General features: G+C 56.1%; 13 protein-coding genes. 10 read left to right on the top strand and 3 right to left on the bottom strand.

All coding sequences use genetic code 11. The features are described 5' to 3' along the window. Nucleotides 1-161: 161 nt before the first annotated feature. Nucleotides 162-2,408 (bottom strand): NADP-dependent isocitrate dehydrogenase, encoded by a 2,247-nt coding sequence (locus tag AMM41_RS18305; protein WP_089962753.1) that lies wholly within the window; start codon nucleotides 2,406-2,408, stop codon nucleotides 162-164. A 238-nt stretch (nucleotides 2,409-2,646) separates the two neighbouring features. Between AMM41_RS18305 and thrS the strand changes: the two genes are divergently transcribed. The 8 genes from thrS (at nucleotide 2,647) to AMM41_RS18265 (ending at nucleotide 10,383) form a co-directional block, all read left to right on the top strand. Further along, complete coding sequence (thrS, locus tag AMM41_RS18300) at nucleotides 2,647-4,566, top strand: threonine--tRNA ligase (RefSeq protein ID WP_089962780.1); 1,920 nt, start codon at nucleotides 2,647-2,649, stop codon at nucleotides 4,564-4,566. An 86-nt stretch (nucleotides 4,567-4,652) separates the two neighbouring features. Beyond that, on the top strand, nucleotides 4,653-5,249 hold the full coding sequence (infC, locus tag AMM41_RS18295) for a translation initiation factor IF-3 (RefSeq protein ID WP_089962749.1): 597 nt from the start codon (nucleotides 4,653-4,655) through the stop codon (nucleotides 5,247-5,249). Between the two features lie 137 nt (nucleotides 5,250-5,386). Continuing rightward, nucleotides 5,387-5,590 (top strand): 50S ribosomal protein L35, encoded by a 204-nt coding sequence (gene rpmI / locus AMM41_RS18290; RefSeq protein ID WP_019428895.1) that lies wholly within the window; start codon nucleotides 5,387-5,389, stop codon nucleotides 5,588-5,590. Nucleotides 5,591-5,615: 25 nt separating this feature from the next. Continuing rightward, nucleotides 5,616-5,978, top strand: a complete 363-nt coding sequence (gene rplT, locus AMM41_RS18285; protein WP_026036460.1) for a 50S ribosomal protein L20 — start codon at nucleotides 5,616-5,618, stop codon at nucleotides 5,976-5,978. Nucleotides 5,979-6,098: 120 nt separating this feature from the next. Next, nucleotides 6,099-7,136 (top strand): phenylalanine--tRNA ligase subunit alpha, encoded by a 1,038-nt coding sequence (pheS, locus tag AMM41_RS18280; protein ID WP_089962747.1) that lies wholly within the window; start codon nucleotides 6,099-6,101, stop codon nucleotides 7,134-7,136. A 71-nt stretch (nucleotides 7,137-7,207) separates the two neighbouring features. Next, nucleotides 7,208-9,637, top strand: coding sequence for a phenylalanine--tRNA ligase subunit beta (gene pheT, locus AMM41_RS18275; RefSeq protein ID WP_089962744.1), 2,430 nt, complete (start codon nucleotides 7,208-7,210; stop codon nucleotides 9,635-9,637). 30 nt (nucleotides 9,638-9,667) lie between these two features. Further along, nucleotides 9,668-10,018 (top strand): integration host factor subunit alpha, encoded by a 351-nt coding sequence (locus AMM41_RS18270; RefSeq protein WP_089962742.1) that lies wholly within the window; start codon nucleotides 9,668-9,670, stop codon nucleotides 10,016-10,018. A 23-nt stretch (nucleotides 10,019-10,041) separates the two neighbouring features. Then, entirely contained in the window at nucleotides 10,042-10,383 is a 342-nt protein-coding gene (locus tag AMM41_RS18265; protein ID WP_089962739.1) for a DUF1840 domain-containing protein, read from the top strand. An 18-nt stretch (nucleotides 10,384-10,401) separates the two neighbouring features. On the opposite strand, the gene AMM41_RS18260 is transcribed toward AMM41_RS18265, so the two are convergent. Both AMM41_RS18260 and AMM41_RS18255 read right to left on the bottom strand, forming a co-directional pair. Beyond that, nucleotides 10,402-10,926, bottom strand: coding sequence for a DUF192 domain-containing protein (locus AMM41_RS18260; RefSeq protein ID WP_089962737.1), 525 nt, complete (start codon nucleotides 10,924-10,926; stop codon nucleotides 10,402-10,404). A 51-nt stretch (nucleotides 10,927-10,977) separates the two neighbouring features. Then, nucleotides 10,978-11,238 carry a cold-shock protein gene (locus tag AMM41_RS18255; RefSeq protein WP_089962734.1) on the bottom strand — a complete coding sequence of 87 codons (261 nt, stop codon included), beginning with the start codon at nucleotides 11,236-11,238 and terminating at the stop codon, nucleotides 10,978-10,980. A gap of 156 nt (nucleotides 11,239-11,394) precedes the next feature. Between AMM41_RS18255 and clpS the strand changes: the two genes are divergently transcribed. Further along, a complete protein-coding gene (gene clpS / locus AMM41_RS18250; RefSeq protein WP_089962731.1) occupies nucleotides 11,395-11,754 on the top strand; it encodes an ATP-dependent Clp protease adapter ClpS in 360 nt (119 codons plus the stop codon). Between the two features lie 71 nt (nucleotides 11,755-11,825). Continuing rightward, nucleotides 11,826-14,159: an ATP-dependent Clp protease ATP-binding subunit ClpA gene (clpA, locus tag AMM41_RS18245; protein ID WP_089962728.1), complete on the top strand. Its 2,334-nt coding sequence runs from the start codon at nucleotides 11,826-11,828 to the stop codon at nucleotides 14,157-14,159. Nucleotides 14,160-14,163: the final 4 nt, after the last annotated feature.

Here is a 14,163-nt window from a genome sequence, read left to right as displayed (position 1 = left end):
ATACAGACCCGTGAAGATTGAAGTGAACGGCTTTTTTCGGGCACCGCAATCAGTGTGGGAGCCCCGCCCTCGGGGCGAAGGGGGGTGGTCTGCGAGGCTCTATCGCGGCGAGGGCGCCGTTCTCACAAAAAATCCGTTCTTGCAAACTTCATAAGGCCTGATCAATGGGCAGCCGCTGAAGCCAGAGCGGCATTGAAGGTGGGGCTGGGGCACATGACGGCTTGGAGCTTTTCCTGGGACGGGAAGTAGTAGCCACCAATGTCAACGGCTTGGCCCTGAACGGCATTGAGCTCACCCACGATGGTCATTTCTTGCTCGGTCAGTGTTTGGGCCAGCGGCGCGAACTTGGCTTGAAGTTCCAGGTCGTCCGTTTGCGCGGCCAACTCTTGCGCCCAGTACATGGCCAGATAAAACTGGCTGCCACGGTTGTCCAACTGGCCTGTCTTGGGCGAGGGGTTCTTGTTGTTGTCCAGCAGTTTGCCGGTGGCCGCGTCCAGGGTTTTGGCCAAAACCTTCGATTTGCTGTTGCTGGTTTTGATACCCAGGTCTTCCAGCGACACGGCCAGCGCCAAAAATTCACCCAACGAGTCCCAACGCAGGTGGTTTTCTTCCACCAGCTGTTGCACATGCTTGGGGGCAGAGCCGCCTGCACCGGTTTCGTACATGCCGCCGCCGGCCATCAATGGCACAACCGACAGCATCTTGGCCGAGGTGCCCAGTTCCATGATGGGGAACAGGTCGGTCAGGTAGTCGCGCAGGATGTTACCGGTGGCGCTGATGGTGTCCAGGCCGCGCACAACGCGCTCCAGGGTGTAACGCATGGCACGCACTTGGCTCATGATCTGGATTTCCAGACCGGCCGTGTTGTGCTCGTGCAGGTACATCTTCACTTTGGTGATCAGCTGGGCTTCGTGGGGGCGGTACTGGTCGAGCCAGAACACCACGGGCATGCCGGAGTTGCGAGCACGGGTGACGGCCAGCTTGACCCAGTCACGGATTGCGGCATCTTTGACCTGGCACATGCGCCAGATGTCGCCGGCTTCGACGTTTTCGGACAAGAGCACTTCACCGGTGTTGATGTCGGTGATGTTGGCCACGCCGTCTTCAGAGATTTCAAAAGTTTTGTCGTGCGAGCCGTATTCTTCGGCTTGCTGAGCCATCAGACCCACGTTGGGCACCGTGCCCATGGTCTTGGGGTCGAAGGCGCCGTGCCACTTGCAGAAGTTGATCATCTCCTGGTAAATGCGGGCGAAAGTCGACTCGGGCATCACGGCCTTGACGTCTTTCAGGCGGCCGTTGGCGTCCCACATCTTGCCGCCGTTGCGGATCATGGCGGGCATGGAGGCGTCCACGATCACGTCGTTGGGCGAGTGGAAGTTGGTGATGCCTTTGGCCGAGTCCACCATGGCCAGCTCGGGACGGTGCTCGTGGCAGGCGTGCAGGTCGCGTTTGATTTCGTCTTGCTTGGACTGGGGCAAGCTGGTGATCTTGCTGTACAGATCGGCCATGCCGTTGTTCACGTTCACACCCAGTTCTTTGAACAGGTCACCATGCTTTTCGAAAGCTTCTTTGTAGAAGATCTTCACGCAGTGACCGAACACGATGGGGTGCGACACCTTCATCATGGTGGCTTTGACGTGCAGCGAGAACATCACGCCGGTCTTGCGGGCGTCTTCAATCTCTTTCTCATAGAACTCGCACAGAGCCTTTTTGCTCATGTACATGCTGTCGATGACTTCACGGTCGAGCAAAGAGACTTTGGGTTTGAGGATGATGGTTTTGCCGCTTTTGGTGATCAGCTCCATCCGCACGTCGCGGGGGCGGTCCAGGGTCATGGATTTTTCACCGTGGTAGAAGTCGCCTGCGTGCATGTGCGAGACGTGCGAGCGCGACGCCTGGCTCCACTCGGCCATGCTGTGGGGGTTTTTGCGGGCAAATTCTTTGACGGCGCGGGGGGCGCGACGGTCGGAGTTGCCTTCGCGCAGAACGGGGTTCACGGCCGATCCGGTGCACTTGGAATAACGGGCCTTGATGGCTTTTTCTTCGTCGTTGCTGGGGTTTTCGGGGTAGTCGGGCAGGGCGTAGCCCTTGGCCTGCAGTTCTTTGATGGCTGCAACCAACTGGCCAACCGAGGCGCTGATGTTGGGCAGTTTGATGATGTTGGTGCTGGGCAAGAGGGTCAACTTGCCGAGCATCGACAGGTTGTCGGGTGCTCTTTGCTCAGGGGGGAGCAGGTCAGAGAATTCGCCCAGAATGCGGCCAGCCACAGAAATATCGCTGGTTTCAATTTCAATGCCTGCGGGCTGAGTGAAGGTGCGAATGATGGGCAAAAAGGATGCTGTTGCCAACAAGGGGGCTTCATCCGTCAAGGTGTAAATGATTTTGGAGCGGGCTGTAGGCGTGGTCATCGTGGTACTGATTTTTACAGGATGAAAAGTGAGACCACTATCTTAAACCAAGCAAACCCACAACTGGCTGACGAAATCCTTGGTGTTTGTCCGGTGTTTTTGGCTGTTCGGGGGCGGGCACTCGGGTAGGGGCACCTTGGTGGTGGTTCAAATTTCGACGGTGTTTTTGTGGGAAAATCAGCTTTGATTACTTTTTTAATCCAGCACGGTTAATGTCCGGCTTTTTGTATTGAATTTCATGGTTCAGATCACGCTCCCCGACGGTTCATTGCGCGAATTTCCAGGCCCGGTCACCGTAGCCGAAGTCGCTTCCTCTATTGGCGCAGGCTTGGCCAAAGCAGCTTTGGGCGGCAAAGTCAATGGCCAACTGGTGGACACCAGTTTCAGCATGTCGGCCAATGCCCACTTGGCCATCGTCACCGCCAAAGACCCCGAAGGTCTGGAGCTGATTCGCCACTCAACGGCACACTTGTTGGCTTACGCCGTCAAAGATTTGTTTCCTGAGGCTCAGGTCACCATCGGACCCGTCATCGACAACGGCTTTTATTACGACTTTTCTTACAGCCGATCCTTCACGCCTGAGGACTTGGTGGCCATTGAAAAGCGCATGACCGAGCTGGCCAACAAGGACGAGCCTGTGGTCCGCCGTGTTTTGCCTCGCGATGAGGCTGTGGCGCATTTCAAAGCCCTGGGCGAGCACTACAAAGCCGAAATCATTGGCAGCATCCCTGCTGACCAAGAAGTGAGTTTGTACCGCGAAGGTGCTTTTGAAGACCTGTGCCGTGGCCCGCACGTCCCCAGCACAGGCAAGCTCAAACATTTCAAACTCATGAAAGTGGCGGGGGCCTATTGGCGCGGTGACAGCAAAAACGAAATGCTGCAACGCGTTTACGGTACGGCTTGGGCCAGCAAGGAGAACTTGCAGCTGTATCTGACCCGTCTTGAAGAAGCCGAAAAGCGTGACCACCGCAAGCTCGGGCGCGAGTTGGATTTGTTCCACATTGACGAGCATGCCCCTGGCTTGGTGTTCTGGCACCCCAAAGGCTGGACCGTTTGGCAAACCGTGGAGCAGTACATGCGACAGGTTTACCGTGACAGTGGTTACCAAGAGGTCAAAGGCCCCCAGATTTTGGATAAATCGCTGTGGGAAAAAACCGGTCACTGGGACAAGTACCGCGACAACATGTTCACGACCGAGTCCGAGAAGCGCGATTACGCTTTGAAGCCCATGAACTGCCCGGGTCACATCCTGATCTTCAAGCAAGGTATCAAGAGCTACCGTGATTTGCCTTTGCGTTACGGTGAGTTTGGCCAATGCCACCGCAATGAACCGTCAGGCGGTTTGCACGGCATCATGCGTGTGCGTGGCTTCACCCAAGACGATGGCCACATCTTTTGCACCGAAGACCAAATCCTGCCAGAGTGCGACACCTTCACCAAGGTCCTCAAAAATGTCTACGCCGATTTCGGTTTCACCAACATTTTGTACAAGGTGTCTACGCGTCCTGCGGCTCGCATTGGTTCCGACGAGTTGTGGGACAAGGCCGAAAAAGCCCTGATGGACAGCTTGCGCCATTCGGGATGCGATTTTGTGATTTCAGAGGGCGATGGTGCTTTTTATGGACCCAAGATCGAATACACCCTGAAGGATGCGATTGGCCGGGAATGGCAGTGCGGCACGATTCAGGTGGACTTCAATTTGTCCGAGCGTCTGGATGCCGAATACGTGGCCGAAGACGGTACGCGCCAGCGGCCTGTGATTTTGCACCGTGCCATTGTGGGCAGCATGGAGCGATTCATTGGCATTTTGATCGAACAGCATGCCGGTGCCTTGCCCACTTGGTTGGCCCCCATTCAAGTGTCGGTGCTCAATATCACCGATGCACAGTCTGACTACTGTCGCGAAATCGCTGCAAAACTGCAAAAGTCAGTGTCAAATCAAGGCCTTAGGGTCGAATTGGACCTCCGTAACGAGAAAATCACGTATAAAATACGCGAGCATTCGTTGCAAAAGCTGCCCTATATCCTTGTCGCAGGTGACAAAGAAAAGGCAGCAGGTACCGTCGCAGTGCGCGCCCGAGGCAACAAAGACCTCGGTGTGATGTCGATCGATGCGTTCATTGAACACATTTCAGCTGACATCGCTTCTAAAGCCTGAAGGTGAATTTCGCCGCAAGCTTTGGCCCGTGGGCACAAAGATGGATGGGCTGCATGTTGCAGTTTTGTTCCGTAAAGGATTGAGTCATCGCTACCGAATTTCGTGATCGTCGCCACCGCGAAGAACGTAAACACCGTTTGAACCGTGAAATCATGGCCCCAGAGGTTCGTGTTTCCGGCCCTGAAAATGAACCCATGGGCATTTTGTCTTTGGGTGAAGCCTTGCGACTTGCGGGTGAAATGGATGTGGACCTGGTTGAAATTGCCGCCACTGCCAATCCGCCTGTCTGTCGCTTGATGGACTACGGTAAGTTCAAGTACCAAGAGCAAAAGCGAGCGGCAGAAGCCAAAGCCAAGCAAACGGTCATTGACATCAAAGAAGTCAAGTTCCGTCCAGGTACAGACGATGGTGACTACAACATCAAAATGCGCAACATCCGCCGGTTTTTGGCCGATGGTGACAAATGCAAGATCACTTTGCGTTTCCGTGGCCGCGAAATCACCCACCAAGAACTGGGTATCGCTTTGCTGAACCGGATTCGTGATGAGTTGGCCGACTCCATCATCGTGGAGCAGTTTCCCAAGTTGGAAGGCCGCCAGATGATCATGATGATTGCACCGGGTCGCAAAAAACCGACCAGTGGCAAACCAGCAGACGCGGCAGCTTCTGCTGAGTCGGCGTAAAAAAAGAATTTGACCGGCCTTCGGGTTGGTTGGGTCGAAAGTCACTTTCGGGTGACTTTTGTTAAAAGTGGCTCGGGGCCAACAAGGCTGCAAAGATATTGCAGACGCCTCACGAGCACAATTAAAGGAGCATTGACATGCCCAAGATGAAGACCAAAAGCAGCGCTAAAAAGCGCTTCCGTGTTCGTCCCGGTGGAACCGTTAAACGCGGCCAAGCCTTCAAACGTCACATCCTGACCAAGAAGACCACCAAAAACAAGCGTCACCTTCGCGGTGCAGTGGCTGTGCATGAGACCAATATGGGTCACATCGCACAAATGCTGCCCATGGCTGGCCTGTAATTACTGACGAACAAGGAGAATAAATATGCCTCGCGTTAAACGTGGTGTAACGGCACGCGCCCGTCACAAGAAAGTTTTGGCCCTTGCAAAAGGTTTCCGTGGTCGCCGCGGTAATGTCTTCCGCATCGCCAAACAGGCGGTGATGAAGGCTGGCCAGTACGCCTACCGTGACCGCCGCACCAAAAAGCGTGTGTTCCGTCAGTTGTGGATTGCCCGTATCAACGCCGCTGCGCGTGAATGCGGTCTGACCTACAGCCAGTTCGCCAACGGCCTGAAGAAGGCTGCCATCGAAATCGACCGTAAGATGCTGGCGGACATCGCTGTGCACGACAAGGCCGCTTTTGCTGGCATTGTGAACCAAGTCAAAGCCAAACTGGCCGCAGCTTGAGTCCATGAGTGACATGGGCCCTTGGGCCTGTGCCACGCACTCGATCAAAGGGATTGAGGCTCGCAAAAGCTTCAATCCCTTTTTTATTCCTTTTTACTCAGATCCCCGATCTCCCACACCATGAACGAGCTGGACACCCTGGTCGACTCCGCACGCCAGAGTTTTGCGCAGGCACTGACACCTGCAGACCTCGAAAACGCCAAAGCCCAATTTCTGGGCAAAGCCGGTCGCATCACCGAGCTGATGAAGGGCATGGCCGCTCTGAGCGTGGAAGACAAGAAAACGCGCGGTGCGGCCATCAACCTGGCCAAGCAGGCCATTGAGGCCGCGCTGAACGATCGCCGCCAAGCGCTGGCCGACGCAGAGCTGCAAGCGCAACTCAAAGCCGAAGCACTCGATGTGACTTTGCCGGGGCGCAGTGCAAACCTGGGCGGTTTGCACCCCGTATCGCTGACGCTCGAGCGTGTCGAGCAAATCTTTGGCTCCATGGGCTTTGAAGTGGCCCAAGGCCCAGAGATCGAGACCGACTGGTTCAACTTCACCGCGCTCAACACACCAGAAGACCACCCAGCGCGCTCCATGCACGACACCTTTTACGTCGAAGGCGGTCATTTGCTGCGCACACACACCAGCCCCATGCAAATCCGCCATGCAGTGCAGCACGTCAAGCGCTACACAAACCAACTCGACGCGGGTCAAGGCATGCCCGAGATCCGTGTCATCGCGCCTGGCCGCACTTACCGCGTGGACAGCGACGCCACCCACTCGCCCATGTTTCACCAGTGCGAAGGCCTGTGGATCGGCGAGAACGTGAGCTTCAAGGATTTGAAGGTGGTGGTCACCGATTTTTGCCGCACCTTCTTCGAAAGCGACGATCTGGTGCTGCGTTTCCGTCCCAGCTTTTTCCCCTTCACCGAGCCCAGTGCCGAGATCGACATCCAGTTCCAAAGTGGCCCGCTGGCTGGTCGTTGGCTTGAAGTGGGCGGCTCCGGCCAGGTGCACCCGAACGTGGTGCGCAACATGGGCTTGGACCCCGAGCGCTTCATCGGCTTTGCCTTTGGCATGGGCATGGACCGTTTCACCATGCTGCGCTACGGCGTGAATGACCTGCGCTTGTTCTTTGACGGTGATGTGCGTTTCCTGAGCCAATTTCAGTAATCCCTCTCCTGATATTCCCGAATGCTGCTGCGCGGCGTGTGCCGTGCAGCAAAACGAAGTGAGTTCTGCACATGCAATTTCCTGAATCCTGGTTGCGCGAGTTCTGCAACCCGTCCCTGACGACCCAGCAACTGGCTGATACCTTGACCATGGCCGGTCTCGAAGTGGAAGAGCTCGAGCCCGTGGCCCCGCCGTTCACGAAGATCGTGGTCGGTGAAATCAAGGAAGCCGTGCAGCACCCCAACGCCGATCGCCTGCGCGTGTGCCAGGTGGATGTGGGGCTGGGCGCTCTGCTCAACGTCGTATGTGGTGCACCCAACGCCCGGGTGGGCATCCGCGTGCCTTGCGCCATGGTCGGGGCTGAATTGCCTCCGGGTGAAGACGGTAAACCATTCGTCATCAAGGTGGGCAAGCTGCGTGGCGTTGAAAGCCAGGGCATGTTGTGTTCAGCCAAAGAACTGAAGATTGCCGACGACCATGGCGGCCTGCTGGAATTGCCTGCAGACGCGCCTCTGGGCCAGGACATTCGCCAGTATTTGAATCTGGACGACACCCTGATGACGCTCAAGCTCACGCCTAACTTGGCGCATTGCCTGAGCGTGTACGGCATCGCTCGTGAAGTGTCAGCCCTGACCGGTGCCCCTTTGAAGGCCCCGACTTTCCCGGCAGTGGCCACGCAGACCAGCGACAAGCTGGCCGTGAAGGTGCAGGCGCCCGACCTGTGCGGCCGTTTCAGCGGCCGCGTGGTCAAGGGTGTGAACACGAAGGCCCAAACCCCGCAGTGGATGGTCGACCGCCTCGCCCGTTGCGGTCAGCGGAGCGTGAGCCCGCTGGTGGACATCTCCAACTACGTGATGTTCGAGTTCGGCCGGCCTTCGCACATTTTTGACCTCGACAAGATCCACGGCGGCTTGCAGGTGCGCTGGGGCCAGCCCGGTGAAACGCTCAAGCTGCTCAACGGCAACACCGTGACCGTGGACGAGAAGGTGGGCGTGATCGCCGACGACAGCCAAGTCGAATCGCTGGCCGGCATCATGGGTGGCGACGCGACAGCCGTGTCTGACGACACCCAAAACATCTACATCGAAGCCGCGTTCTGGTGGCCCACTTCGATTGCTGGCCGTTCGCGCCGCTTCAACTTCTCGACCGATGCCGGTCACCGTTTTGAGCGTGGTGTGGACCCGCAGCTGACGGTGGAGCACATCGAGCGCATCACCCAGCTGGTGCTCGACATTTGCGGCACGCCAGAGACAAAGGTTGGCCCCATCGACGACCAGACCTTGAACATTCCAGCGATCACCCCCGTCACGCTGCGTGTGGCCCGTGCGGTCAAGGTGATTGGCATGCCTTTAACGCAGCAGCAATGCGCCGACGCCTTGCGGGGTCTGGGTCTGCAAGTGGCTGAAGGCGAGGGCACCGTCACCGTGACGCCACCGAGCTTCCGTTTTGACCTGCTAATCGAAGAAGACCTGATTGAAGAAGTGGCCCGCATGGTGGGCTACAACAACCTGCCGACCAACCCACCTCTGGCCCCCATCACCGCCAAAGTGCGCCCAGAAACCGAGCGCAGCCCGTCCGCTGTGCGCCGCGCCATTGCCGCTTTGGGTTACCAGGAAACCATCAACTACAGCTTTGTCGAAGAAGCGTGGGAAAAAGACTTGGCGGGCAATGCCAGCCCGATCCGCCTGCTCAACCCCATCGCCAGCCAGATGAGCGTGATGCGCTCGAGCCTGATCGGTTCGCTGCTGCAGGTGGTCAAGTTCAACGCCGACCGCAAAGCTGACCGCGTGCGTGTGTTCGAGCTGGGGCGCGTGTTTTTGCGCAATGACACCGTTCAAAGCACCGACACCACCGTTCAGGGGTTCGAGCAGCCCATGCGCGTGGCCGGCGTGGCTTGGGGCCCAGTGGAGCCTTTGGGTTGGCAGGGCAAGTCCCGCAATGTCGATTTTTACGACGTCAAGTCCGATGTGGAGAAGCTGCTGGCCCCGCGCAAGGCGGAGTTTGTGGCCGCTGAACACCCCGCCATGCACCCGGGCCGCTCGGCCCAAGTGTGGCTTGATGGCGTGATGATTGGCCATGTGGGTGAGTTACACCCCCGCTGGCGACAGGCTTGGGAGCTGAGCAGTGCGCCTGTGGTGTTTGAGTTGTCGCTGGATGCCGTCATCGCCCGTCAAGTGCCAGTGGCGCAAGCGGTGGCCAAACACCAGGCAGTGGAGCGCGACATCGCGGTCATCGTGAATGAACAGGTCACGCACGGCCAATTGATGGCGGCCATCCATGCGGCACCCACACAGGGTTTGCTGCGCGATGCGGTGCTGTTTGACATTTACCGTCCCAAGGCCGAATCGACAGGCGGCTTGGCGGCAGGCGAGAAGAGCTTGGCGGTGCGTTTGAGCTTGCTCAGTGAGGAGTCCACCTTGACCGACGTTCAAATTGACACGGTGATGCAAGCCGTGATGGCACAGTTGGGCTCAGACTTGTCAGCTCGGCTGCGCAGCTGATGCGCCTTCATACCTATTCGGAACGCGGTCATGCAAATCAGTTTTGAAACATTGGAAACGCCCGCCTTGACCAAGGCTCAGCTGTCTGATTTGTTGTTTGAACAAATCGGTTTGAACAAGCGCGAGTCCAAAGACATGGTCGATGCTTTTTTTGATCTGATGGTGGACAGCCTGATTTCGGGTGACGATGTCAAGATTTCTGGCTTTGGCAATTTTCAAATCCGCACCAAAGCGGCGCGGCCAGGGCGCAATCCACGCACAGGAGAATTGATTCCTATTGATGCACGTCGTGTTGCGACCTTCCATGCCAGCCATAAACTCAAGGCCTTGATTCAGGGCGATGCCGTTGACGACGAAGGTGTGGAGACGGTAGGGCGCTGAATTTCCACCTACCGGAGTCTGCCATGTTGTTCAAGTTCAAATCCAAAGCCACCAGCGATCTCATCATGTTGGAGCCCGACGCACGGGTTTTGCTCAAAATGATGTTGGGTGATGATCCGGTCAAGGGCATAGTCTTGGCAAAAGACCTGCCTGCCACCATTGCCAAACTTGAGTCAGCTTTGGCGCAGGAGTCGGCCAAGGACGAGCGTTCCAAAGCACATCTTCGGGCCACCAGTGCGGATCTGGAGAATCCAGAAGAGGGTGATTTTTTGCAGACTGTGCAGTTCAGTCAACGTGCGGCCCCAATGCTTCAAATGCTCAAACGGTGTGTGACCGACAATGCCGATTTGATGTGGGGCGTTTGAGGCTCAAAAACACCTTGCTCAGCGCTTGAAAACGGTGCCGCCCAGTTGGTAGCCGGCTTTGAGTTGACGCTTGGCAAACCAGCCCACGTTCATTTCCAGGACAAAGCGGACGGGTTTTTCTGAGCAGTGCGAATCATCGCTTTGAGGTTTCATGTCCGCGATGTTCACGATGGTCCCGTCATCGGCCAAAAAGGCTGCAGACAGCGGGATCAGTGTGTTGCGCATCCAAAAGCATTGGGTTGCGGCTTGTTGAAAGACAAAGAGCATGCCCTCATGCTGGGGCATTTCCTTGCGCCACATCAGGCCAATTTGACGTTGTTCGGGTGTTTGTGCCAACTGAACATCGAGCATGTGCATGCCTGCGTTGAGCTTGGTTCGGGGCAATTGCAATTGGGGAGCTTGCTGCGACAAGGCGTTCAAAGACAGCGCTGTGCCCAGCAATAGGACCGTTGAGCCTCGGCGCAGGGGCTTGAGATGATGTTTGAGAGGCCATTGACGTTGCAAGCACGCCCAAACTGGAGCAAACAAGGAGATGAACTTCATGGTAGATCAATGTGACTGGCCGTTGTTGACCAAACACAGAGCATAAAGCAGTCAGGTCTGTGTGTCTGGACTCTCTATATTTGCAGTGTTGGCAGGTGGATCAGAGGGGGTGTCGGTTTGGATGTCCGTGGCCATCATGCCTTTGGCACCTTCTGTCAGCGAAAATCTGACCCTCGCACCTTCTTTCAGACTTTTGAATCCATCGGCCTGAATGGCTGAAAAATGAGCAAAAGCATCGGGCCCACCCCCGTCGGGTTGGATAAAGCCAAAACCTTTGGCATCGTTGAACCATTTGACCGTGCCTGTAGGCATGCGATGTCTCCTTGTGTTTTTATGGGTGTCAGTTTGAGTAATTACCACCAGTTTTGTCAATGTAAGGTTTTCCCGGGGCTGTTCTTGGGGCATGCCTTGACAAGACTTTTCAAGCCTTGGCCCTAAAGGACTTGAAAGCCTCGATAGAATGAAATCATGGCAACGAAAAAAAATGTGAACCCCACGCTGCCGACCTTGACGCCCAGAGCACCCGATGGTGGTGATTCTGTGGTGCTTGAGCGACGCGCACAAAAAATTGAACCGCCCCAGATGTATCAGGTGGCGATGCTCAACGACGACTACACGCCCATGGAGTTTGTGGTGATGGTGATCCAAGAGTTTTTCAGCAAGGATCGCGAAGCCGCTACTCAGATCATGCTCAAAATCCATTTGGATGGAAAAGGCATCTGTGGGGTTTACTCACGCGATGTGGCAGCCACCAAAGTCGATCAAGTTCTTGAAGCTGCCAAACATGCAGGTCACCCCCTGCAATGCGTCAGCGAGCCCATTGAATAAATGGGCATGTTCTCCATATCTCATCTTTATCACTCCCCAATCAATCTCTCAGCAAGGCATAAGGAAATCACATGATTGCCCAAGAATTGGAAGTCAGTCTGCACATGGCCTTCGTTGAGGCTCGGCAGCAACGCCACGAATTCATCACGGTCGAACACTTGTTGTTGGCATTGCTCGACAACCCCAGCGCAGCAGAAGTTTTGCGTGCCTGTGCCGCCAATATTGATGACTTGCGCAAGGCATTGAGCAATTTCATCAAGGACAACACCCCTCAAGTGGCCGGAACCGAGGAGGTGGATACCCAGCCCACGCTCGGTTTTCAGCGGGTCATTCAACGTGCCATCATGCATGTGCAATCGACCGGCAATGGCAAAAAAGAAGTCACCGGAGCCAATGTCCTGGTGGCCATCTTTGGGGAAAAGGACTCTCATGCGGTGTATTACTTGCACCAGCAAGGCATCACCCGTTTGGATGTGGTCAACTTCATTGCCCACGGTATTCGCAAGACCGATCCGCCGGAGGCGGCCAAATCGGATGCCCCCTCCAATTCAGAGGCTGAAGAATCCACGGGTGGTGAGAGGAACGAGAAAGCCTCGCCACTCGAGCAATACACCAACAACCTGAACCAAGCGGCCAAAGAGGGAAAAATCGACCCCTTGATTGGTCGAGAGTACGAGGTGGAGCGCACCATTCAAATTTTGTGCCGCCGTCGCAAAAACAACCCTCTTTTGGTGGGCGAAGCCGGTGTGGGAAAAACGGCCATTGCCGAAGGCTTGGCTTGGCGCATCACCCAAGGGACAGTGCCTGAAATTCTGGCCGAAGCCCAGGTGTACTCGCTGGACATGGGCGCATTGCTCGCAGGCACCAAATACCGCGGCGACTTCGAGCAACGCCTCAAGGGTGTGCTCAAGTCGCTCAAGGACAAGCCACATGCCATCCTTTTCATTGACGAAATCCACACATTGATTGGCGCAGGTGCAGCATCGGGGGGGACACTGGATGCGTCCAACTTGCTCAAGCCTGCACTCTCAAGTGGCCAGCTCAAATGCATCGGAGCCACCACCTTCACCGAGTACCGTGGCATTTTTGAAAAAGACGCTGCCCTGTCACGTCGCTTTCAAAAGGTGGATGTGGTCGAGCCCACGGTCTCAGAGACCGTGGATATTCTCAAGGGCCTCAAGAGTCGTTTTGAGGACCACCACAGCGTCAAGTACACCGTTGCCGCCTTGCAAGCCGCAGCCGAGTTGTCGGCCAAGTTCATCAATGACCGCCAGTTGCCCGACAAGGCGATTGATGTGATCGACGAGGCCGGCGCTGCTCAACGCATTTTGGTCGCATCCAAGCGCAAAAAGACGATTGGCAAAGCCGAGATCGAGGACATTGTTGCCAAGATCGCACGCATTCCCCCAGCCAACGTGTCCAACGACGACCGCAGCAAGTTGCAGACCATTGAGCGCGACCTCAAGTCGGTCGTGTTTGGGCAGGACAAAGCCCTGGAGGTCTTGGCTTCTGCCGTCAAGATGGCTCGATCCGGCTTGGGCAAAACCGACAAACCGATTGGATCATTCTTGTTCTCCGGCCCTACAGGCGTTGGCAAGACCGAAGCGGCCAAGCAATTGGCCTACATCATGGGCATTGAGCTCATTCGCTTTGACATGTCTGAGTACATGGAACGCCATGCCGTGAGCCGCTTGATTGGTGCGCCGCCCGGCTATGTGGGCTTTGACCAAGGCGGCCTGTTGACCGAAGCCGTGACCAAGAAGCCGCACTGCGTGCTCTTGCTTGATGAAATCGAAAAAGCCCACCCGGACATTTTCAACGTGTTGCTGCAGGTCATGGACCACGGCACGCTCACGGACAACAACGGACGCAAGGCCGACTTCCGCAACGTGATCATCATCATGACCACCAACGCGGGAGCCGAGACCATGAACAAGGCCACCATCGGCTTTACCAATCCGCGTGCGGCCGGGGATGAGATGGGCGACATCAAGCGCTTGTTTACCCCAGAGTTCCGCAACCGCTTGGATGCCATGGTCAGCTTCAAACCGCTCGATGAACAAATCATCTTGCGCGTGGTGGACAAGTTCTTGCTTCAACTGGAAACCCAGCTGGCTGAAAAGAAGGTTGAAGTCACCTTCACCGATGCCTTGCGCAAGTTCTTGGGCAAAAAAGGCTTCGATCCCTTGATGGGTGCACGCCCAATGCAGCGCTTGATTCAGGATACGATTCGCAAAGCTTTGGCCGATGAATTGCTGTTTGGTCGCCTGACCGATGGTGGACGTTTGACGGTGGACATGGACGCCAAAGACGAGGTTCTTTTGGACATTTCTGCCCATCCCAAAAAGGAAGGCCGTGCATCAAAGTCGGAACCCACTGAGCCAGAAGAGGCGACTGCGAGCTAACCAT

The sequence above is a fragment of the Limnohabitans sp. 2KL-3 genome, assembly GCF_001269405.1.
GTDB lineage: Bacteria > Pseudomonadota > Gammaproteobacteria > Burkholderiales > Burkholderiaceae_C > Limnohabitans_A.
This window is presented reverse-complemented; position numbering and strand designations above follow the sequence as displayed.

Coding starts and splice junctions, on each gene's coding strand:
- pheT (WP_089962744.1), top strand. CDS start 7,208: ATGCAATTTCCTGAATCCTGGTTGCGCGAGTTCTGCAACCCGTCCCTG.
- clpA (WP_089962728.1), top strand. CDS start 11,826: ATGATTGCCCAAGAATTGGAAGTCAGTCTGCACATGGCCTTCGTTGAG.
- AMM41_RS18255 (WP_089962734.1), bottom strand. CDS start 11,238: ATGCCTACAGGCACGGTCAAATGGTTCAACGATGCCAAAGGTTTTGGC.
- thrS (WP_089962780.1), top strand. CDS start 2,647: ATGGTTCAGATCACGCTCCCCGACGGTTCATTGCGCGAATTTCCAGGC.
- AMM41_RS18270 (WP_089962742.1), top strand. CDS start 9,668: ATGCAAATCAGTTTTGAAACATTGGAAACGCCCGCCTTGACCAAGGCT.
- AMM41_RS18305 (WP_089962753.1), bottom strand. CDS start 2,408: ATGACCACGCCTACAGCCCGCTCCAAAATCATTTACACCTTGACGGAT.
- rpmI (WP_019428895.1), top strand. CDS start 5,387: ATGCCCAAGATGAAGACCAAAAGCAGCGCTAAAAAGCGCTTCCGTGTT.
- AMM41_RS18265 (WP_089962739.1), top strand. CDS start 10,042: ATGTTGTTCAAGTTCAAATCCAAAGCCACCAGCGATCTCATCATGTTG.
- AMM41_RS18260 (WP_089962737.1), bottom strand. CDS start 10,926: ATGAAGTTCATCTCCTTGTTTGCTCCAGTTTGGGCGTGCTTGCAACGT.
- rplT (WP_026036460.1), top strand. CDS start 5,616: ATGCCTCGCGTTAAACGTGGTGTAACGGCACGCGCCCGTCACAAGAAA.
- pheS (WP_089962747.1), top strand. CDS start 6,099: ATGAACGAGCTGGACACCCTGGTCGACTCCGCACGCCAGAGTTTTGCG.
- clpS (WP_089962731.1), top strand. CDS start 11,395: ATGGCAACGAAAAAAAATGTGAACCCCACGCTGCCGACCTTGACGCCC.